Origin of the sequence: Streptococcus sp. HMSC065E03 (assembly GCF_001815045.1) — a bacterium.
GTDB classification, from domain to species: Bacteria; Bacillota; Bacilli; order Lactobacillales; family Streptococcaceae; genus Streptococcus; species Streptococcus parasanguinis_AD.
On sequence record NZ_KV818852.1, the window covers coordinates 303,717 to 324,968 of the forward strand.

Consider the following 21,252-nt stretch of genomic DNA (forward strand, 5'->3'; position numbering starts at 1 on the left):
AAGGAAGCACTAGCTTATTTTTTCTTTTTCTTCAAAATATAAGCTGCAATGCTTGCCAAGACAAAGGCTAAAACTAAGCTAATAATAGAGATGGTCGTACCTGTATTTGGTAAGAATCCTAAGATCTTGCCTGGTTTCTTCGGCTCTGGTTGGCTTGGTTTTTTAGGTTCAGGTTGACCCGGTTTCTTTGGTTCAGAAGAACTTGGAGGAGTTGGTTGTTTTGGAGTTTCTTTTGGAACATGCTTGTTAGTAATCACAACATTTCCTTTACCATCCTCGTCGTTACGAGCTTCATAGCCCTTTGGAACACTGACTTCTCTCACTGTATAAGTGATGGTGTTTCCATTTGCTTTTTCATCTAAATCTGCAAAGGTATGGGTCCACTTGTTTTCAGCTGACAATTCTACTTCTTGACCGACTTTTTGATCATTGGCATAGAGTTGAACGCGAATACTCTTCGGACGAATTCCATCCTTGTCATTCTCATCATCCCACTTCTTAGTGACCGTGACGCTTGTCTTACCAGGTGCATGGGTATTGGTAATGGTATAAGCAGCCTGATCAATTGTAGTCGTATATTCAGCTACCTTCTCTTCTTGAAGAGTATAGACGATTTCTTTTCCATCCTTGAATTTTGGTAGACCTGTGAAGCTTTCTTTCCAATCTGTCGCATTCGTGAGTTCTTTTTGAGCAACTTTTTCACCATTGGCAAGAAGATTCACCACGATACTTGCTGGACGAAGACCATCTTGATTGTCTTGGTCATTCCAGATCTTGGTCACTGGAATATCGATCACCGCAGGCGTATGCGTATTGGTCAAGATCGTGTGAGCAGCATCAGAGGTATCAGCAGTGACTTGGTAGCCTTCAGGAACAGAGACTTCTTCCACACGGTAGCTGATAGCTTGACCGGCTTTCTTTTCAGCTAATTTACTAAAGGTATGAGTCCACTGATTGTCCGCTGACAACTCCACTGGATCTCCTACTTTTTCATCACCAGCATAGAGTTGAACCTTAATGGATTTTGGACGAAGACCATCTTGGTCATTGGCATCTTCCCATTTCTTCGTAACTTTCATCTCTGTCAAAGCTGGTTCATGCGTATTGGTCAAGACAACATTGGCCTTGTCCTTATCATTTACCGTCACCTTGTAACCATCTGGAACAGCGACTTCTTTCACCGTGTAAGTGATTGCTTTTCCAGCTGCCTTGGCATCAAGGTTTTCAAATGCACCTTTCCAGTCATTCGCGGCTGAAAGTTCTACCACTTGATCCGTCGCAAGACCATCTTTGTATAATTGAACTTGAATGCTGGCTGGACGGAGACCATCTTGGTCGTCTCCATCTTCCCACTTCTTGCTCACTTCTACTTTGGTCTTTTCTGGTTCGTGCGTGTTGGTCACGACTACTTGACCTGGGTTGCTTGCTTCGACGGCTTGTGTGTAGCCTTCTGGAACATCGATTTCTTTTACTGTATAGTTGATAACTTGGCCAGCTTTCTTCTCGTCTAAGTTTGAGAAGGTATGGGTCCATTTGTTATCTGCTGACAATTCAATAGCCTTACCAACCTTTTGATCACCAGCATACAATTGAACCTTGATTGTTTTTGGACGAAGGCCATCTTGGTTATTGGCATCCTTCCAGTTTTTCGTAACAGTAAGGCTTGTCTTACCTGGTTTGTAAGTATTGGTAATCGTCGTTCCATCAATCTTAGTAGTGTAATTGTCCACTTTGTCTTCTGTCACTGTGTAGACAACTTTTTGACCATCTTTATAGACGGGTAGGTCTGTGAAGGTATGAGTCCATTCATCTCCTTCACCAGTCAGGTCAAGTGCTTGCACCTCTGTTCCATTTGCCAAGAGGTGAACTTTGATGGTAGATGGGCGAAGACCGTCTTGGTTTTGTGCATCATCCCAGACTTTCTTGACTGTAACCGTCGTTGTCTCAGGAGTGCGCTTGTTGGTGATGGTGGCTTTTCCATCTGTGAAGCTGGCTTCTTCTGTATCGACCGTATAATGAGTCGGAACTTTCACTTCTTTAACAGTGTAGGTGATGAGCTTGCCATCACTGTCTTTATCTGGAAGGTTCGTAAAGTGAGCTTTCCAGTCTGTTGCTGCTGAAACCGTGACTGGTTTTCCTTGAGCTTTGCCATTCTTGTAAAGTTGGAATTCCACACTTGCTGGTCGAAGCCCTTCTTGGTTGTCTTGGTCATCCCAAACTTTTGAAGCTTCAAGATCGAGATACTTGATATCTGCTTCATTAGCGATCTCAACTGGGACTGCTTTTGAGCCAACCGCTTTTCCATCCACCGTGACGTGGTAGATTTGTTTGTCCGCATCATAGGTGACAACCACAGCATGTTCTGTTTCATCCAACTTGTAGTTTTCAGGTGCTTTGATTTCTTTGAGCGTATAGGTTCCTTCTGTTAAGGTGTTAAAGGAGAGTTCTCCATTTTTATCAGAAGTGGCCGTCGCAACAACCGCACCATTTGCATCAGTTAAGGTAAATTCAGCACCTTCAAGGACTTTCTTAGGATCATCCTTGTCTACCTTCTTGACTTGGAAAGCAGCCGAGAAGATTTGTGCAGTTACGGTATTAGACTCACGATTTCCTTCGTGACCTTTCGCCTTGTAACCAAACTGGTTATGAGCTTGAACAAGACCGGAACGACCGCCGTTATCTTCATTATCTTTGGTGCGTTTTTGCATCAAGGCCTTGACTTCATCGGTCAATTCACTTGGATTCACGACTGGGACACCAAAGCTGGCTTCTCCACGCGCAGGAATCGTAGTTCCTGCATTTGCAACTAACTTGATTCCTGTTACTTGACTGTAATCAGCCACAGCTGTCGTCCAGATATCCTTGTCAGCAGCTTGCGCCATGGTATCTGTCGTAACGCCTGTATCAGTTGTATAGTAGACCGTCCATCCTTCTGGAGCTGTCACTGGTCCACGAAGGCTGACCGTGTATTCTGTCATCCGACCAGATCCGTCTAGTGTGTTAACGTCTTTTACTTTTGGTAGGACATCATAGACGACTCCATCTTCTACTGCCTTATCCGTATTATTTTTAATGGTGAGTTTGTAGTTAAAGGTTTCACCTGGTTTGAAGGTACGTGTCACAATCGAAGCGTCTGACAGGTCATCATTTTTAGCGATATATTTGCGTGCATAGATTCCTTCAGCCGCAACAATCGTATAGTTTGATTGAGCATATGGGATTTTATCCGTTGTTGAACCATTTCCATTCAGATCGTAAACGTCTTCCGTGACCCGATCAGGGTTGGCATTTTCAAGATCGTGGATCCCGTTTCCAGCGACATATACTTTATTTGTGAAGGTACCACCATCATCTTTCCCTTTCAGATCAGCCACAATAAACGGTAGACGCACGCGGTTAAGATCTTTCAGAGAAGCCTTAATAAACTCTTTTTGGTCCAAATGCATGATGAGAGCTGTCCGTCCAGAGTTGTGATAGTTTTCAATGACATCGTAACTCTTTAAGAATTTCATACCTTTTTCATTAGAGGCAAGGTTTCTCTCAAAATCTTTATAGTCGACTTTAAGGGTATTTGGATCATACAGATCAATGATTCGCAGGTCTCCATAATCCTTATCAGGATCTAAAACTACTTTGGTTGCCATCAAACCAAAACGAATATTTTCTCCATCAGTATAACGAACATCATTGTAATCCGTCGTTTTTGAAATCTCAAAGCTTTCCTTCAAAGGAATCAGCTTAAAGGTCCAATCTGATGTTTGGTCTTTAGCAATATTTGATTGTGTTTGATAAGTGACACGACCTGTATTCTTGAATTCATTCTTGGTCGCATCATTTTCATCGTAACGAGTCTTTTCTGGATCTTTGAAGCTTGTATAGGTATTGAGGCGAATTCCTTGACCAGATTTTAGGACAAAATCATCCTTCATTTCCATCCGCCAACCGACAACTGTTCCATACTTGGTTAAATCGATCAAGCCATTGCCGTCTTTATCAGTTTCTGGCTGAATTTCTTTTTTACTACCATCGTCCAAAGTAAGGATCAAGCGTTTCACATATTTGCTAACAAACTCGCCATTTCCATAATTCCCTTGCATGAGACGAGCGTAATCAATTTTGGTAAATTTTAACCGAGAGTCAACTGTCTCATCATAGAAAACAAAATTCTTTTGTGGTGAAGGAGTTTTGTTATCAAAGGCTATGATCCACTTATAATTTGCTGCTTTATATTCAGTTGAATCATAGACATCACCATCTGCTTTTTTGGCAAAACTTCCAGCCCCTTCAAGGTCACGAGAAGTCAAGCGGAAAATGAGGGAATCTTCAGCTGTAATATCCGGTTCTCCCTCTCCACGGTTGGCAGGAATCCCTACGATGCTACCAGTATTGGTCAAATCCTTACTAAGGACATCCTTGAGGGTTTGGTCTTTTTCTAAGACCAAATCAGGGAATTTCAAGTAGAGGTAACTTGTATCCTTGATTTTGGTCATAAATTCTTGGTGATAAGCTGCTGGATTGTTGTTTGCATCCGCCTTGAAAGTCTTCGTAACGGTACCATCTCCATTGTCTACCCAGCCTTCAGACTTGGTTGTATCAAGAACAGCTGTACGAGTCTTCCCACTTTTATCTGTATAGGTTGGTAACTTATCAGTGATCGTTGCTGATTCTAACTGACGGTATTGACCACCGTATTGACCACGCATTCCGTCCAATTGGAAGGCAAATGGGACAGAAGTTGGTGTTTCAATATAGTTCTTACCATCCGCACCTTTGACAATACCTGGCATTGCTTCCGCATAGTCCTTAGACATGGCTTCGTTCAAGTTTTGGTTGATGTACTTGGTGAAGCGATAGTCGTTGTACTTGGGTTTCCAAATGATATCATTGAGCGCTGTTTCCTGCCCATTGATGTTCAAGGTACCCGTAATATCCAATGAATAATTGGTCGGTGCATAACCGACTTTAAATTTTCCAATAAATGGTAGAGTTAGGACCTCTGACTTTTGGTAATTGTTAAAGTGAAGTGTGACTTGATAATCATCTCCAACTTTTGTAACCGTTGGTTTGTCATGCTCTGAAGCACTATTGAAGTCAGGGAAACTAACTTCTCGTAAGTACTTTCCAGGAACCTTCAAGGTCACCGTTACTTCATTAATATCCGTTGTCAAATTCTTAGGGGTGATCTGGATATAACCAGACATGGTATCCCCTGTGTAATAGGACATCCCATCTGGATGGTTCTGTTTATCCCCATACATAAGGGCAACATCCAAGGCCCCATTATCCCCGACTGCTAGCTCATTGGCAAAGGCTGTGATCGCCCCTTGGCCAAGCTGGCCTAGCATCATGAAAATTGTTAAAATGGCAAAACCTTTTTTCAAAAAGTCTTTCCATAATGAACGAAGCTTTTTCATGTCTTATCTCCTTTACTTTTGTTAGCCTTCCAAAAGGCCCTCCCTTTAATTTTATCACTTATTTTTTAAAATATCCTTTGCTTTTCAAATTAAATCATCACTATTCAATAATATAGACATTATTTACAATGATGTCTATATTATAAATCACTATCTGGTACTGATTTCCCCTTTCTTATATCCAAGGGCAAGAAAATAAAACATTTATAAACAAGGAGGAGCAGTCTGCCAATTCTTATTCTTCCTTGATTTTCTTCATACAAAAAAACTCAAACACATCTGCTTGAGTTTTGTACACCCTACTATTGGTTGGTTATTTTATCTAACTCTTCACCATTTGAAGGAATCTTTTGTTTTTCCCTTCTCTCTCGTACCCACAGCATGGCTAGTCCAAAGAGGTGGCTGCCAAACAAGGCCGTCACAAAAATCAGCTTGCCCCTGTCTGGATAAGAGAGAGGGGGGCTGCTAAAGCCATAGCGAGCCCACTCGATAAAGATCGGATGCGAAAAGTAAAGAGCTATACTCATTTGCTTTAAATACTGTAAATTATAGCTTTTCAAAAAGGACGATCGCAGGCAGGCATTGACAAAATAAACGGTCACAAAAGGAAGAAGAAAGAAAAAGTTCTTATCAATTCCTTCGTGTTGAAAAATAATGATCCCTTCTAGACAGAGCAATCCAAAGGCAAGAGCTAGCTTTTGCCAACGGTGAATTCTAAAAGTTTGTGCATGAAAATGGTCATACAGATAATAACCCATATAAATAAAAATGGGCGTGTAAAAGAGACCATTTCGCGCTGTAAAAAATAAATTGCTGTAGAGCTGGTAACCTTTGAGAAGACTTGTTGTGTCCAGATAAGCCGAATAGGTCTCGATCAAGCCCCAGCAATAAAGAAGAAAGGTGATCAACCCCGTCCAAACCATACCTAGGTATTTGACCAATTGATTGACCAAAAACAAACCCAGCAAAAAGGCTGGGATATACCAGAGTTGGTAGCACATCCCCAGATAGATCAGTGCAATGAGAACACCTGCTGGAAAAAGATAGACAGGAAGACGAAGACTAGAGAAAAAGAGCCAAGCATACGGAAGGTAAACAAAACTCCAAAACAAATAGGTTTTTACGATTTTGACCAGATAGGCCTTCATTTTCTGAGAATTCCCTAGTGATTGCTTAAGGAAAAAGCTGGCACAGACGATAAAAAATGGCACCGCTAGCCGGCCAAGCATACTCTTGAGACCAAAATGCACCGGCTCATATGAAGTTAAGCGACCACTATGCACCAAAATCACTGCAATCGCAAACAGATATTGAAAGAGACTAATACTAGAAGTATTGTAGAGGGAATTCTTTTGCATGTTCCTACTCCTTGCAAAATGCAGAATCTAAGGTTATTTTAGCATGAAAGAAAGGCCGGGGCAAGGAATCTTGTATCCTGATCTACCTTTTTTCCTCTATTTTTGATATACTCAAAGCATGCACAAACAAACGATTATTGATTTTAAAGAACTTGGATTGCGACACCTTTTCACCAAGCCCATAAAAGAATTAAAAACCAGAGACCTCGACCAAGTAGAGGCACTTCTTAAAGAAGTGGAAACTTACCAGGAGGCTGGTTTTTATGCTGTCGGCTATGTCAGCTATGAGGCAGCACCTGCATTTGAGAAAAAATTAGCTGTCCACCCTGCTCCTCTCATGGGAGAGTATCTCCTCTACTTCACTATCCACCAGGAGGTTGAAACCCTTCCTTTCCCAGAGGACTATGAAGCAGTGGACCTGCCAGCCAATTGGAAGGAAGAGGTCGAGGCTCCCGCTTACCAAGAAGCCATCAAGACTATCCATCACCACATCCGCCAGGGGGATACCTATCAGGTCAACTACACCGTCCAGCTTTCTCAAGAGCTAGAGGCGGATCCTCTCGCCATCTACAACCGACTAGTGGTAGAGCAGAAAGCTCATTACAATGCCTTCATCCAACATGATGATGTAGCCATCCTCTCCATTAGCCCTGAGCTCTTTTTTGAGCAAGACGACCGGCTACTGACCACTCGCCCTATGAAGGGAACGACACGCCGCGGGCTTACCAACCAAGCGGATCTCAAAGAGGCTGCTTGGCTAGAAGCCGATCCAAAAAATCGAGCAGAAAACATGATGATCGTCGACCTCCTCCGCAATGACATGAACCGGATTTCGGAGATTGGAAGTGAGCAGGTGACCCATCTCTGCCAAGTCGAGCAATACTCCACCGTTTGGCAGATGACCTCGACCATTGAAAGTCACTTACGAGCTGAGATCGACCTGGTCCAAACCTTCCGAGCTCTCTTTCCTTGTGGCTCGATTACAGGAGCACCAAAGATCTCCACTATGGAAATCATCCAAAAGACGGAGAAGGCTCCTCGAGGTGTCTACTGTGGAACGATCGGCATCCTTCTTCCAAAAGGGAAACGGATTTTTAATGTGGCCATCCGGACCCTTCAAATGCAGGGGGATCAAGCCATCTATGGCGTGGGAGGAGGCATCACTTGGGATAGCAAATGGGAAGGTGAATACCAGGAAACCAAGCAAAAATCGGCTGTCCTCTACCGACAAGAGTCTCACTTTGAGCTCCTGACGACCGGCCGCATCCACCAAGGAGAGTTGACTTTCTTAGACCAACATTTAACACGCTTGAGGGAAGCTAGTCGCTACTTTGCCTATCCTTATGATGAGTCGAAGCTCCTGAAAGAACTTCAAGAAGAGCTTGCTCATTTGGAGTCCAACCTTGATTATCGTTGTCGGATTGCCTTGCAAAAAAACGGGACCTTCCACCTAGAGATCACGGAGCTGACAGACTTGCCAGCTAGCTATCTACAGGCCCAACTGACAGAGCAGAAGCTTGATTTAGCGACGCCATTTACTTATTTCAAAACGAGTCAGAGAGACCATCTCAACCAGTCAGATCACGAGCAAATTTTCCATCTGCCAGACGGAACCTTGCTAGAGACGACGATTGGCAATCTGGTGCTGGAGATAGAGGGACAACTCTATACCCCACCAGCTCACCTCCCCTTACTCGATGGCATTTATCGGCGCCATCTTCTTGAGACCCAGCAGGTGGAAGAAAAACTCTTGACTCTGAACGATTTAACAGACGCTGATCGTATTTATGCCTGCAATGCTCTTCGTGGTCTCTACGAACTCGATTTTCAAAGAAAGGATTCCTGATGAAACTTATTTTTTTACATGGACTAGGGCAAGATGTCCTCTCTTGGCAAGGAGTCCAATTTGCACTTTCACCCTTGCACTCCAAAACTTTTGATATTTTCTCCCATCCAAAAGAAAGCTATCAGGAAGTCAAAGAAAGGTTGATGGAGCGCCTCCAGCAAGAAAGCGAACCCTTTATTCTGGTAGGACTCTCACTAGGTGGCGTGCTCGCTCTTGATCTCTCCAGACAAGACTTCCCGCAACTCAAGGGCTTAGTCCTTGTAGGAACACAATACAAACTTAACACCAATCCCCTCTATCGGCTCCAGATCCTTCTCTTTCGTCTACTTCCCAAGCATGTCTTTGAAAAACAAGATGCCAATAAACAACAGATGCTTCAAATCTTGACGGAATTAAAAGGGCTCAATTTAACCGATACCGTTAAAGTTTGCCCTCTTCCTAGCTTGGTGATTTGTGGTAGCAAAGATTGGGCCAATCAATCTTCTTCTAAAAAATTGGCCAAGCTCCTGCCAAAAGGCCGCTATCAAGAAATCGCAGACGGAGGTCATCTACTCAATACCGAGAAACCCTATGAACTCGCGCAAGCCATCAAGGAGTTTGTCGCTGGGTTTTAAAATGAAGAGGCTAACTTTTAGAACAGTTGCTCTTAATATATATAAAGTCATTTTTAAAACTTTCCTTAGGTGAGGACGGACGTCAGCGAACTTCAAAGAAGTTCCATGACTTAGTTTTGGACCTAAGGTTCCAAAACTCCCGAGTGCTAGAAACATGATCGTTTCTAGCACTTTTCTCACAGCGGAAAGTTTTAATATATTTTGGATTGAATTTCAACATTAGAAATTCTTTTTATTTCTTTGTAGAGTCACCTATTCAACATTTTTATTTTATAAGAAGTCTTTACCGCAATTTTTTAGAAATATTTGAGAATTGCTTGATAGTTATTTGAAAAGCAAGCTGTATACTAAGAGTGTAAAGAAAACAACTAGTCATTTGGACGAAGGAGAAAACCATGGAAAAAGTATTAGAAATTTCCCATTTGAGTAAAAAGTTCGGTCAACAATACGCCTTAAATGATGTGAATCTCACCATTCGCAAAGGCGACGTTTATGGCCTGATCGGTAAGAACGGGGCTGGGAAAACCACTCTCATCAAGATCATCACCCAGCTGATTCAAGAAACTGACGGAAGCGTCTCTCTCTTTGCTTCTACAAATCGCTCCCAGTGGACCCAAGCCTTGAAACGGGTTGGATCTGTCATTGAAAGTCCCGTGGCTCACAAGCATATGACCGCCTATCAAAACCTGGTCTACTATTGCAAGGCTCGCCATATTCCCAATCCCGACCAGGTCATCAAAGAAACCTTGAACTATGTTGGCCTGAATAATACGGGTAAGAAGAAATTCCGTGATTTTTCACTCGGGATGAAACAACGGTTGGGAATTGCGATTGCTCTCATTGCTAAGCCAGATTTCCTTATTCTGGACGAACCCATCAATGGCCTTGATCCAGTCGGAATCAAGGAATTCCGTCAGATGATCAAACGCCTCAATGATGAACTCGGCATGACCATCCTCATTTCCAGTCACATCCTCTCCGAACTCTATCTGGTTGCCAATCGCTTTGGCATTGTCGACCAAGGACGCCTGATCAAAGAAATTAGCAAGGCTGAATTCGAAGAACAAGGAGAAGACTACATCATCCTCAAGACAAGTCAGCTAGCCCTTGCGAGTCAACTGATCCAGGATCAACTCCATCACCGCATCAAGGTCATCGATAAGGATGGAGAAATCCATATCTTCGGACAGACTCACGATATTAAAGTCATTGTCAAAGCCCTCGTTCAAGCCGATATTGACGTGGACGAAATCTACTATGCCCGCCAAGATCTGGAAAAATTCTTTACGGACTTGGTAGACTAGTCCAATCACCGTCTTCCTCTATTACCTATCCCACATATTTCATTTAGGAGATTTATCATGTTGCATACCATTCAAGCAGATTTTTACAGACTTTTTCGCTCCAAAGGTTTTTGGATTACAGAAGCCATTCTCGTTCTCAACATCCTGTCTGGAGTCATCTTTGGAGCTACTGGCCACGTCGGCGTCAATACGGAATCCAAATTGCCCCAAGCGACCGAAGTTTGGACAGGCTTTAAAGCTTTGACCAACTACTCTTCCAGCATCAGTGTGACTATCCTCTTTACCATTATTGTCATCACCTTGGTCCTGGGAACAGACTTAACGCAAAACTTATACAAGAATAGTCTGGCCTATGGCGTTTCGCGCACCAGTTACTACTTTGCCAAAAGCGCCGTTGTTCTGACCATTGCTCTCTTCCAATTTCTTGTTTCTTATGGTCTCGTCTTCTTGATCGCGACGCTCTACAATGGACTTGGCACCATGCCAGAGCACTTCCTTGCTCATTTTGGACTGACCGTGCTGATTCAGTTCCTTTCCACCTTGGCTTGGGTCAGCATCATTTCCTTCCTTCTTTATGCCAGCCAATCCATCACCTTGGCCTTCGTTGGCTACTTCATTGGAAATATCCTCTTAAGCCTTCCTGCGCTCTTCCTTAAAGATATTGATATTCTCCACTATCTAAACTTGGAATTCCAATATTCCATGGTACAGAGCACAACAGCAACAACCAACACCCTCTCGATCGCCCTTGGATTCATCCTTGTTTTCGGCTTCCTAGGACTGGCTACTTTTAAACACAAAGATTTATAACAAAAAGACTTGAGCAGTGCTCAAGCCTTTTTTCTTAGTGTAATGGTCAAGATAAACCAGTCTGCCTCCGTTGCCAGTTGCAAGTCCCCGCCTAAGATCTCTACAAAATTTTGAATGATATAGAGACCCAAGCCAGATGACTCTTCTGTATCCGAGAGATTTTCAGAGTAGAATCGACTAGCCAATTGGTCTAAGTGCTGGATCGGTTGTTGCACAATATTGCGCAGCTCGACCCGAATCGTGTCTGCATCCGACATCAAGGTCAAACGGGCCTGCTCCTTTCCATGCTTGAGGACATTGCTGAGCATATTTTGCAAGAGGCGCTCCCAAAGCTCAGGATCCGTAGCATAATGAAGATGCTCTTCTAGCTCTACCTCTAAGGTAATCCCCGCCTCAGACAAGCTATCATAATACTGGAACAACTGCTGGGTTAAGACTTGACTGAGATTAACGTTTGAAATCCGAGGCTGAATAGCTCCCTCCATCAAGCGTCTGTATTCCAAGAGAGATTCCAAACGTTTTGAGACGACTTGAAGATTGGAAGCAATTTTCTTCAGCTTCTCCTCTTCCTGCGTCCCACCCTTAATGATTTGTTGGGTATAGCCCGACGCAATGGTCAAAGGTGTCCGAATATCGTGAGCAATATTACTGATGGCCATATCCAAGGTCTTTTTCTCTTGAAAGGCAATCCGATTGGTCCGCTCGATCTGATCAAAGAGATCACTGACCTGCTTGGTCAAGGCGACCAATTCTTTTTTTGAGAGCTGAGAGGTCAGCCGTACCCCACTTCCGCTTTGAAGTTTCTTTTGAATCTGCTCCTGCAAATCCTTTAAGGCAGAAAGCAAGCGAGCATAGCCCAAACCCAAGAGAAGGACAAGGACGACAAGAATTAGAACTAAAACCCACATTACTTGTCTCCTTTCAAGCGAACACCCAAGCCCCAGACCGTTTCAATATAGTCCTCATCTGGATCAAGCTGGGCAATTTTCTTTCGGAGATTGCTTAATTGAGCATTGAGGGTATTGTCTCCAGGCAGATAAACTTCTTCCCAGACCGCCTCATACAATTCTTCTTTGGTGAAAATCTTCTTTGGATGTGACAGCAAGGTCTCAAAAATTTGAAATTCTTTTTTGCCCAAGCGAAGCGTCTGTTCTCCGGACTCCAATTCAAAGGTTTCTGGATTTAAGACCAAATTCTTAAAGGATAGCTTTTGCGACGATTGAGCTTCCTGTGCTACCGTCGGTTGATTTCTCAACTGCACCGTCACCCGAGCCGCCACTTCGTCCAGATTAAAGGGCTTGACAATATAATCATTGGCACCTGCAAGGAGATACTGGCTAATGAGGTGTTTGTCTCCCAGAGCGGTCATCATGATAACCGGTGTTTGACTCTGCAAACGGATCTCCTCCAGGACCTGATCCCCATTCTTCCCTGGAAGCATGATATCCAGAAAGACCAAATCAACAGCTTCTTGCTGGAAGAGCCGCAGCCCTTCTGTACCTGAAAAAGCCTGAAGGACCTCATGATCTTCACTTAAGAGACTGTATAAAATTTCTTGGATATCATTATTATCCTCGATTAATAAAATCCGTGCCACTTGCCTCGCTCCTTTTTTCTTTTCTTGCGAAATCAGTTCTATTCCCCTAGCCTATCAAATAAAGGGACCTTCGTCAATGAAAATCTGATAAAATTCTATTGTCCCCAGGTAGATCTGCATGTTAGATCATCACAAGATGAACTTGACGATCCTTTCTTTCAAAGGGTATAATAGGACCAATGACACAATAGGGAGACTCATCTATGAAAAATCATGCTAAAACTAAAATCAGTCTTGTATCCATCCTTGTCATCCTGGGCGTTGCTGCAAGAATGATGCGAGTCATCCACCGCCAGCAAATCAGGGAGCAAAACAGACAAACCATCCAAACGACTAAAAAGGTTGCAGAGTTTCAGAAAACACTAGACGAGGAAGAAACGAAGAAACGCAACGAAACCTTCAACAAGATTTATAATGAATCCCTTGTTCGGACAAAATTTGAGAACTGGAAAAAAGTCGATGAACTTCATGGTTTGGGACAAAGAACTGGGCAATTTTATATCTATAACTTTGAAAAAAAAGAAGAGATTCTCTTAGAGAATACAGATCAAGCATTTGTTCTACCCATTCGATACAAGAGCGATAACATCACATTTCAGGCTATCTTTGCCCACAAGGACGGTCAGTGGCATATCCTAGAGCCAGACGGAAGTTCACAGTTGCAACTAGGAGCAGCCAACGTTTCCGCTGAATCTAAGTTTGTCATCGAGAATAATGTCTTAGATTACGACCAGTAAATCCGTAATAACTTGGCTAAACTACATACAAAAAGCTTAGGACCCCAGCTTGAAATTGGGATTCTAAGCTTTTTCGTTTATAGGAGAGAGTCGGCCAGCAAGTACCGAAAACTTTTATTCAACAGAAGCCCCATTGGTCGCAATGACTTCTTTGTACCAATAGAAGGATTTCTTACGTGAGCGCTCCAAGCTTCCCTTGCCTTCGTTGTCCCGGTCAACATAGATAAAACCGTAGCGCTTCTTCATTTCTCCTGTCCCGGCAGAGACCAGGTCAATACATCCCCAAGTTGTATAGCCCCAGAGGACAACGCCATCTTCGTTAATGGCATCCCGCATGGCCTTGATGTGAGCAGCCAGGTAGTCAATCCGGTAGTCATCCTCAATCTCCCCGTCTTCATTTGGGGTATCAACAGCGCCTAGTCCATTTTCTACAATAAACAGGGGTTTTTGATAACGATCCCAGATGGTGTTCAGCGTAATGCGGAGACCAAGAGGGTCAATCTGCCAACCCCATTCTGAACTTTCTAGGTAGGGGTTCTTCAGAGAGGCAAAGATATTGCCCGCTGTTTTCTCCCTTTCAGCTGGATCCCCTGAAGCGACTCGACTGGCATAGTAGGAGAAGGAAATAAAGTCCACTGTATGGTCTTTCAACAATTGCAGGTCCTGCTCCGTCATCTCAACCGTGATTCCCTGACGCTCCCACTCTTTCTTGGCATAGTTAGGGTATTCCCCACGCGCTTGCACATCGATGAAGAAATAGTTCTTGCGGTCTTCTTCTAGACCAGCCCAGACATCTCGTGGAGCACAGGTATGCGGATAGTTTTGCCCTGCTGCTAGCATACAGCCCACCTTATTGTTCGGATCAATCTCATGGGCTAGCTTGGTGGCAATGGCTGAAGCAACCAACTCATGGTGAGCTGCCTGGTATTTGACTTGCTCTTCATTCTCCCCTTCTTCAAAGCAGAGCCCCGCTCCCATAAAAGGCGCATGAAGGATCATATTGATTTCATTGAAGGTCAGCCAGTAGTTGACCAATCCCTTATAGCGAGTGAAGAGGGTTCGGCAGAGACGTTCATAACATTCCAACATCTTGCGACTACGCCACCCTCCATACTCTGTAATCAAATGCATGGGGCAGTCAAAGTGGGTAATGGTCACCAAGGGTTCAATACCATACTTGTGGCACTCCTTAAAGAGGTCTTCATAGAACTGTAGACCCGCTTCATTCGGCTCCAGTTCATCCCCTTTTGGGAAGATCCGAGACCAGGCAATGGACAAGCGATAGGTTTTAAAGCCCATTTCCCCAAAGAGGGCAATGTCTTCCTTGTAGCGATGGTACATATCAATGCCATCTTTAGCCGGGTAAAAATAGCCCTCTTCAAAGTCAAACATCTTTTTCTGACCCGTAATAATCGCATGACGATCAGGCCCAATCGGTACCACATCCACATTGGCCAAGCCACGGCCATCTTTATTATAAGCTCCCTCACACTGGTTAGCAGCCGTCGCACCACCCCAAAGGAAACCATCTGGAAATTGAAGTTTGTCGGTCATCACTTTACCTCACTTGATTGGATAGTTCTATTATACCCCTCTCTAACCCAAAAGTCTTACAAGATCCTAGGAAAAACCGAACCTATTCTAAGGTAACTATCGCTTTCATGCAACACAAAAAGATCGGATGACTCCGATCTTTTAATAGTTCATATTCTCATATTCTGTTTTAAGAATAATTATGGTTAACTTCAAATGACTAAGCATCCTATTTCATACGATAAAAATCAATGACTAGACCGGCAGGGCCTTCAACTAGCAGACTTTCTGTTCCCCAATCTGTTACAGCTGGTCCGTTTAAAACCTGGATACCAAGATCTTTCAACCGTTGGTAGTTCTGATTTAGATCCTCAACCTCGATATGAAGAATGATTCCTGACTGAAAATCTTCCAAAGGAATCAAATGATTTTGGGATAACATTAGACAATGACTGCCAATCGTGAACTGAGCAAAACTATCATCAGCATAATCTGCCTTTTTATCCAAGATATGCTCCAAGTCAGCACAGACTTGGGGAACATTTGAAACGATGATATCTATTTGATTTAAATTCATTTACTATCTCCATAAAAAGACCGGATTGCTCCGATCTTTTAAGTTTCCCTCTAAGAAAATCAATGCATAAAATCTACACTGTTTACTTTTGATTTTCGGCGAGAGGAATTATTTAATTGCGCGTGATTGCAATCCTTCTTCTTCCAAGAAGAGGCGGAATGGTACAAGCTCTTCAGCTTCGTATTTTTCCTTGAAGGCTTTGATGGCTTCTTCTGAGTATAGTTTTGGATCCAATTCAAGTACTTCTACTGGAAGTGGACGATGTGGAGTGATGCGAGCATCGATCACAACAGTTTTACCTTCTTTGTTCAATTTAACAGCTTCTGCAACAACTGCATCGATGTCTTCGATACGATCAACTGTAAATCCAATAGCTCCTTGCGCTTCAGCGATTTTCGCATAGTCAGCATTAGGGAAGTCACAACCAAACAAGTGTTTGTTTGTGTCTTCGTATTTGTCCTTGATGAAGGCATATTTACCATTTGAGAAGACAACGTTGATAACTGGAAGGTCGTATTGAACGTTTGTGATCACGTCTGGGTAGCACATGTTGAATGCACCGTCACCCATGATGTTCCATACTTGGCGATCTGGATTATCTTTCTTAGCAGCGATACCACCAGGAAGGGCAATACCCATTGTCGCAAAGAGTGGAGATGTACGCCACATGTTCTTAGGTGTCATGTGAAGGTGACGAGTAGATGTTTGAGTAGTGTCACCTACGTCGATTGAGTAGATAGCGTCTTGATCAGCATGTTTGTTGATTGCATTGTAAACTTGATACAATTGCAATTCACCCTCAGTTTTACCTTCGAGTTTGTTCATGTAATCGCGCCAGTTTTGGTTGTTCTTCACGTTTGCACGCCACCATGGAGTAGACTCAACTGGGTTTACTTTATCAAGGATAGCTTTAGCTGCTTGACCTGCATCACCAAGGATTGAAGCGTCAAGGGCGTGACGTTTCCCAAGTTTGTAAGGGTCGATATCCACTTGGATGAATTTTTCAGTGTTTTTGAATGCTTCGTAAACTTCAGCAAATGGGAAGTTTGAACCAAGGAAAAGAACTGTGTCTGCTTCAAAGACCACTTCGTTGGCTGGTTTCCAACCAACACGGTAAGCAGAACCTGTCAAACCTTCGTAGTTCCATTCGAACGCTTCGAAGTTTTTACCAGTTGTGATGATTGGTGCTTTGATTTTACGTGACAATTCAGTGATTACTTCACCAGCTTTCACACCACCGTAACCAGCGTAGATCACTGGACGTTCAGCATTGTTCAAGATTTCAACCGCTTTGTCGATTTCAACTTCGTTCAAAGCAGGAGCGATGAATGAACGCTCGTATGAACCTGATCCATAGTATGAGTTTTCGTCGATTTCTTGGAAACCAAAGTTTACTGGAATTTCAACGACAGCTGGACCTTTTTTAGAAACGGCAGCACGGCAAGCTTCGTCAATCACTTTTGGCAATTGCTCTGCGTAAGCTACACGTTTGTTGTAAACAGCGATACCGTTGTACATTGGGTTTTGGTTCAATTCTTGGAAGGCATCCATGTTCAATTCGTTAACTGGACGTGATCCAAGGATAGCAAGGAATGGAGTGTTATCCATAGCTGCATCGTAAACACCGTTGATCAAGTGAGTTGCACCAGGTCCACCTGAACCAACTGCAACCCCGATAGAGCCACCAAATTTAGCTTGCATAACCGCTGCAAGAGCACCAGTTTCTTCGTGACGAACTTGCAAGAAACGGATATCTTTGTCTTCAGCCAAAGCGTCCATCAGTGAGCTAAGTGTTCCAGATGGGATACCGTAGATCGTATCTACACCCCATGTTTTCAATACATTAAGCATTGCTGCAGATGCAGTAATTTTCCCTTGAGTCATTCTAACTCTCCTTTAATTCTATTTTGATCCCTTAAAATGCAGCATAGCGCTTCTACTTCATCTTTGCGATCATCTCGCCTTGAAAATGAGTTTTTTCTGACTTTTCTCATGAAAACGATTTACAAAACGATTACAGTATTAATTTATCACAAAGAGATTCACATGTATAAGGATCTGCTCAGAGATGCTCAATCCCTATTCCATAACAGATCCTCTTTTTGAGAAATTTTCACAAACTATCCTACAATAGGGTATTTTACTATAGTTTTATACCTATCCCTTTTCCTTGTCGTTCTAGGAAAAAGAGAAAAAGAGTGATACAGAATTCTGTACCACTTCTTATTTTCTTTAATCAATCTTCGCGACATTGAGGAGCAGAGAGCTAGTCAAAACAGACAAAGAACTAAGGGCCATGGCAAGACCTGCTAGTTCTGGATTGAGGGTCAATCCCAGTCCTACAAAGACTCCAGCAGCAATTGGAATCCCAAGGATATTGTAGATAGAGGCCCAGAATAGATTGAGCAAGATCCGGCGGAAGGTCTTTTGACTCATGTCAAAGGCGCGCACAACGCCAAGCAAATCATTTTGCGTGAGCACGATGCCACCGGACTCGATCGCAATATCCGTTCCAGATCCCATAGCGATCCCCACATCCGCGATCGAGAGAGCTGGAGCATCATTGATCCCATCTCCAACAAAGGCTACCTTACTACTTTCTTGCAGTTTTTGGATGGCGCTGGCTTTTTCTTGAGGAAGGACATCAGCAATCACGGTGTCAATTCCCACTTGCTTAGCAATAGCTTGGGCCACCCGTTCATTATCCCCTGTTAACATGACCGTTTTCAAGCCCCGTTCTTTGAGCTTTTTGATCGCTTCTTTTGAGCTGGCCTTCGGAGCATCTTGAATGGCAATCAAGCCAATCACTTGCCCATCCACAGACAAACTGATCACTGTTTTGGCCTGCTCTTGCAACTCTACCATCCGTTTTTCAAGCTCCGGATCCATCGCTGTCCCGTCATGAAGTTTGCCATTTCCCAAGGTCACCAACTGCTGGTCGATCTGACCTTGGACCCCTTTTCCTTCAATCGCTTGGAAGTTTTCCACAGGGGTTAGCACCAAACCTTTTTCTTCTGCTCGTGATAAAACCGCTTGCGCTAGGGGATGTTCTGAAAAAGTTTCAAGACTAGCAGCCAGTGTCAAGACACGCGCTTCATCTCCTACAACATCGGTTACAAGTGGTTGGCCAATGGTAATAGTCCCTGTCTTATCAAACACAACGGTTTGAATCTTTTGCACTTCTTGAAGAACTGTTCCATTTTTAATCAGAACCCCCATCTTGGCACTACGGCCGGTTCCGACCATCAGAGCTGTTGGGGTTGCTAAACCAAGGGCACAAGGACAGGCAATAATGAGGACAGAGACTGCGTAGAGCATGGCCTCTTGAAGCGACGCACCCAGAAGCACGGACCAAACCCAGAAAGTCGCAATGGCCAAAATCGTCACCACTGGAACAAAGATACCTGAAATCTTATCCGTCAAATCTTGAATAGGAGCACGACTGGATTGGGCCATTTTGACAAAGTCCACAATTTGAGATAAGAGGGTCTCACTACCGACTTTTTCAGCCTTAAAGAGAATGGTCCCATTGCTGTTGATAGTGGAGCCGATAACTGCATCACCAACTGATTTTTCCACAGGCAAGCTTTCACCTGTCACCATCGACTCATCAATGGTCGTACTTCCTTCTACAATCGTCCCATCAACCGCGATCTTTTCCCCAGGACGGACCCGAATCAAGTCATCAATTTGGATATCTTCTGCCGCCACCTCGACATAGTTCCCATCACGGAGAACTTGAGCCGTTTTTGCCTGCAAATCCAACAACTTTTCCACAGCCTCGGAGGCATTGTTACGCATCCGTTCCTCAAAGATTTGCCCTAAGAGGATAAAGAAGATGATAAAACCCGCAGCCTCAAAGTATACTGGCTGACCAGTAAAAAGGGCAAATACACTATAGACATAGGCTACCAGGGTTCCAAGAGCTACCAAGGTATCCATATTGGAATGGTGCTTCTTAAATGAGGCCCAGGCACTCTTGATAAACGGCACACCTGCCACTAGCATAATCGGCGTTGTCGCGATAAAGGTCCCCCAGTGACTAACTGGATGCGACACAAAACCTGCTACCATCCCAATCATCAAGATCAATAACGGCAAGGTGAAGATACTGGTGATCCAAAAACGATCCAGCAAACTCAAGACACGACGGCGTTTTTCCACAACCGTGTAGGAACCCTTTTGCATCTTCATTCCACAAGAGAACTCAAAGTCCCCTGTTTCTGTTGGGGTAAAGGAAATGACCTTATCCACACCAACTTCCAAAGGTTCTAAAATTCCCTGATCTTCAAACAAAATCTCCTTGTAACAGCCGGATGGATTGACCCGATGGAAGGTGATTTCAGCAGGAATCCCTTTTTGAAGTTGAAATTCTTTGGGACTATAGCCCTTTTCTGCTGTAATACGGATCTTTTGCACTCCGTTTTCCACAACTGCTTTTTGTTTTTCTGCCATACCTACTCCTTTATTCCACAATCATGTGACCATGCATCATGTTCATACCACATGAATAACCATATTCGCCCGCTTTTTCTGGCGTAATTTCAATGACATGTTTTTCACCCAAAGGCAAAGCTTCATGCACCCCAAAGTCTGGAAAGATCACTTGATCCAGACATGAAGATGGATCCTTGCGATTAAAGATGATCCGGGCTGGAACATTCTTTTTCAGGACAATGGTTTCAGGCGAATAGCCCCCCATGACTTCGACTTCAATTTCTTGATAACCTGATTTCTGACGAGCGTGGTCGCTTACCTTTTCATGCTCTGCAAAGAACCACCAAGCAATAAAAGCAACCCCAAGTAAACAAACAATACTAATTAACAATCCAAACATTGAAATTCCTTCTTTCTATTACATACAATTGCAAGGGACTGTTTCGACAGCCTCTGCTTTCTTTTCTTCCAGGACCTGCTGCAGCTGATTAAGATCTGCAAGCGTAAAGTCACTCTCCTGAATCAAGTTTTCAAGCACCTGGACAATTCTTTTTGAGCAAACCTTGTCTTTCACCTCCTCAACCACCAAGTCTAAACTCTGGTCCTGCTTCAACAAAGCCGAGTAGACAAAGGCTTTGCCAGATTTTTCTCTGGTCAGACAGCCCTTTTCAACCAAGCGCGTCAAGAGGGTCTTGATGGTCGACTTCGACCAGTCAAAGCGCTCGGACAAGACGGCGATCAAATCCCTGCTGGTCTGCTTGCCTTCCATCCAGATAATTTTCATGATGCGCCATTCCGCATTGGAAATTTGCATGGCCTCTCCTTTCTAAATCTACATTTGTAAATCTTATGATGTTATTCTACTCCTAAGATTTACATTTGTCAACCAAAAAGACAAAAAATTTTCCTCTTGGAAATAGAGGAAGGGTGACAATCTGTTTTTACAAAAAATCATCTAAGGAAATCTAAAAAGAAATAGAATTGATATCAATTATAAGAACCATTCAAATATTTCCTGAAACTTT

15 protein-coding genes are annotated in these 21,252 nt (G+C 43.4%); 5 read left to right on the top strand and 10 right to left on the bottom strand.

Going from position 1 to position 21,252, the window contains the following annotated elements:
- Positions 1 to 14: 14 nt before the first annotated feature.
- Both HMPREF3002_RS06045 and HMPREF3002_RS06050 read right to left on the bottom strand, forming a co-directional pair.
- The gene (locus tag HMPREF3002_RS06045; RefSeq protein ID WP_070665597.1) at positions 15 to 5,414 is read right to left on the bottom strand and encodes a Cna B-type domain-containing protein; all 5,400 of its coding nucleotides are present in this window, start codon (positions 5,412 to 5,414) and stop codon (positions 15 to 17) included.
- A 302-nt stretch (positions 5,415 to 5,716) separates the two neighbouring features.
- On the bottom strand, positions 5,717 to 6,772 hold the full coding sequence (locus HMPREF3002_RS06050) for an acyltransferase family protein (protein WP_070595481.1): 1,056 nt from the start codon (positions 6,770 to 6,772) through the stop codon (positions 5,717 to 5,719).
- A gap of 118 nt (positions 6,773 to 6,890) precedes the next feature.
- On the opposite strand from HMPREF3002_RS06050, the gene pabB reads away from it, so the two are divergent.
- The 4 genes from pabB (at position 6,891) to HMPREF3002_RS06070 (ending at position 11,346) form a co-directional block, all read left to right on the top strand.
- Positions 6,891 to 8,618: an aminodeoxychorismate synthase component I gene (gene pabB / locus HMPREF3002_RS06055; protein ID WP_070595482.1), complete on the top strand. Its 1,728-nt coding sequence runs from the start codon at positions 6,891 to 6,893 to the stop codon at positions 8,616 to 8,618.
- A complete protein-coding gene (locus HMPREF3002_RS06060) occupies positions 8,618 to 9,232 on the top strand; it encodes an alpha/beta fold hydrolase (RefSeq protein ID WP_021153837.1) in 615 nt (204 codons plus the stop codon). Before pabB ends, HMPREF3002_RS06060 begins: the two co-directional genes overlap by 1 nt.
- 395 nt (positions 9,233 to 9,627) lie before the next feature.
- Positions 9,628 to 10,536 carry an ABC transporter ATP-binding protein gene (locus HMPREF3002_RS06065; protein ID WP_031574611.1) on the top strand — a complete coding sequence of 303 codons (909 nt, stop codon included), beginning with the start codon at positions 9,628 to 9,630 and terminating at the stop codon, positions 10,534 to 10,536.
- Between the two features lie 57 nt (positions 10,537 to 10,593).
- Complete coding sequence (locus HMPREF3002_RS06070; protein WP_006595651.1) at positions 10,594 to 11,346, top strand: ABC transporter permease; 753 nt, start codon at positions 10,594 to 10,596, stop codon at positions 11,344 to 11,346.
- Between the two features lie 20 nt (positions 11,347 to 11,366).
- Here HMPREF3002_RS06070 and HMPREF3002_RS06075 read toward each other — a convergent pair whose 3' ends face one another.
- Together HMPREF3002_RS06075 and HMPREF3002_RS06080 are read right to left on the bottom strand one after the other, a co-directional pair.
- A complete protein-coding gene (locus HMPREF3002_RS06075; RefSeq protein ID WP_070595484.1) occupies positions 11,367 to 12,254 on the bottom strand; it encodes a sensor histidine kinase in 888 nt (295 codons plus the stop codon).
- Positions 12,254 to 12,943 carry a response regulator transcription factor gene (locus tag HMPREF3002_RS06080; protein WP_070595486.1) on the bottom strand — a complete coding sequence of 230 codons (690 nt, stop codon included), beginning with the start codon at positions 12,941 to 12,943 and terminating at the stop codon, positions 12,254 to 12,256. Before HMPREF3002_RS06080 ends, HMPREF3002_RS06075 begins: the two co-directional genes overlap by 1 nt.
- Positions 12,944 to 13,146: 203 nt before the next feature.
- Here HMPREF3002_RS06080 and HMPREF3002_RS06085 point away from each other — a divergent pair, with 203 nt between their 5' ends.
- Complete coding sequence (locus HMPREF3002_RS06085; protein WP_070595487.1) at positions 13,147 to 13,680, top strand: hypothetical protein; 534 nt, start codon at positions 13,147 to 13,149, stop codon at positions 13,678 to 13,680.
- Between the two features lie 114 nt (positions 13,681 to 13,794).
- On the opposite strand, the gene HMPREF3002_RS06090 is transcribed toward HMPREF3002_RS06085, so the two are convergent.
- From HMPREF3002_RS06090 to HMPREF3002_RS06115, 6 genes are all read right to left on the bottom strand, one after another.
- Positions 13,795 to 15,234, bottom strand: coding sequence for a 6-phospho-beta-glucosidase (locus tag HMPREF3002_RS06090; protein WP_070665600.1), 1,440 nt, complete (start codon positions 15,232 to 15,234; stop codon positions 13,795 to 13,797).
- A gap of 208 nt (positions 15,235 to 15,442) precedes the next feature.
- On the bottom strand, positions 15,443 to 15,790 hold the full coding sequence (locus tag HMPREF3002_RS06095; protein WP_003005063.1) for a VOC family protein: 348 nt from the start codon (positions 15,788 to 15,790) through the stop codon (positions 15,443 to 15,445).
- Positions 15,791 to 15,898: 108 nt separating this feature from the next.
- Complete coding sequence (gene spxB / locus HMPREF3002_RS06100; RefSeq protein WP_070665603.1) at positions 15,899 to 17,674, bottom strand: pyruvate oxidase; 1,776 nt, start codon at positions 17,672 to 17,674, stop codon at positions 15,899 to 15,901.
- A 348-nt stretch (positions 17,675 to 18,022) separates the two neighbouring features.
- On the bottom strand, positions 18,023 to 20,245 hold the full coding sequence (locus tag HMPREF3002_RS06105; protein WP_070665605.1) for a heavy metal translocating P-type ATPase: 2,223 nt from the start codon (positions 20,243 to 20,245) through the stop codon (positions 18,023 to 18,025).
- Between the two features lie 10 nt (positions 20,246 to 20,255).
- The gene (locus tag HMPREF3002_RS06110; protein ID WP_023919099.1) at positions 20,256 to 20,627 is read right to left on the bottom strand and encodes a cupredoxin domain-containing protein; all 372 of its coding nucleotides are present in this window, start codon (positions 20,625 to 20,627) and stop codon (positions 20,256 to 20,258) included.
- 18 nt (positions 20,628 to 20,645) lie between these two features.
- A complete protein-coding gene (locus HMPREF3002_RS06115; protein ID WP_049506522.1) occupies positions 20,646 to 21,041 on the bottom strand; it encodes a CopY/TcrY family copper transport repressor in 396 nt (131 codons plus the stop codon).
- Positions 21,042 to 21,252 lie beyond the last annotated feature (211 nt).

What these genes read in the sequence shown, in the direction of transcription:
- HMPREF3002_RS06045 (WP_070665597.1), bottom strand. Translation starts at nt 5,414, where the DNA reads ATGAAAAAGCTTCGTTCATTATGGAAAGACTTTTTGAAAAAAGGTTTT.
- HMPREF3002_RS06065 (WP_031574611.1), top strand. Translation starts at nt 9,628, where the DNA reads ATGGAAAAAGTATTAGAAATTTCCCATTTGAGTAAAAAGTTCGGTCAA.
- HMPREF3002_RS06105 (WP_070665605.1), bottom strand. Translation starts at nt 20,245, where the DNA reads ATGGCAGAAAAACAAAAAGCAGTTGTGGAAAACGGAGTGCAAAAGATC.
- HMPREF3002_RS06050 (WP_070595481.1), bottom strand. Translation starts at nt 6,772, where the DNA reads ATGCAAAAGAATTCCCTCTACAATACTTCTAGTATTAGTCTCTTTCAA.
- HMPREF3002_RS06095 (WP_003005063.1), bottom strand. Translation starts at nt 15,790, where the DNA reads ATGAATTTAAATCAAATAGATATCATCGTTTCAAATGTTCCCCAAGTC.
- HMPREF3002_RS06085 (WP_070595487.1), top strand. Translation starts at nt 13,147, where the DNA reads ATGAAAAATCATGCTAAAACTAAAATCAGTCTTGTATCCATCCTTGTC.
- HMPREF3002_RS06070 (WP_006595651.1), top strand. Translation starts at nt 10,594, where the DNA reads ATGTTGCATACCATTCAAGCAGATTTTTACAGACTTTTTCGCTCCAAA.
- spxB (WP_070665603.1), bottom strand. Translation starts at nt 17,674, where the DNA reads ATGACTCAAGGGAAAATTACTGCATCTGCAGCAATGCTTAATGTATTG.
- pabB (WP_070595482.1), top strand. Translation starts at nt 6,891, where the DNA reads ATGCACAAACAAACGATTATTGATTTTAAAGAACTTGGATTGCGACAC.
- HMPREF3002_RS06090 (WP_070665600.1), bottom strand. Translation starts at nt 15,234, where the DNA reads ATGACCGACAAACTTCAATTTCCAGATGGTTTCCTTTGGGGTGGTGCG.
- HMPREF3002_RS06060 (WP_021153837.1), top strand. Translation starts at nt 8,618, where the DNA reads ATGAAACTTATTTTTTTACATGGACTAGGGCAAGATGTCCTCTCTTGG.
- HMPREF3002_RS06075 (WP_070595484.1), bottom strand. Translation starts at nt 12,254, where the DNA reads ATGTGGGTTTTAGTTCTAATTCTTGTCGTCCTTGTCCTTCTCTTGGGT.
- HMPREF3002_RS06110 (WP_023919099.1), bottom strand. Translation starts at nt 20,627, where the DNA reads ATGTTTGGATTGTTAATTAGTATTGTTTGTTTACTTGGGGTTGCTTTT.
- HMPREF3002_RS06115 (WP_049506522.1), bottom strand. Translation starts at nt 21,041, where the DNA reads ATGCAAATTTCCAATGCGGAATGGCGCATCATGAAAATTATCTGGATG.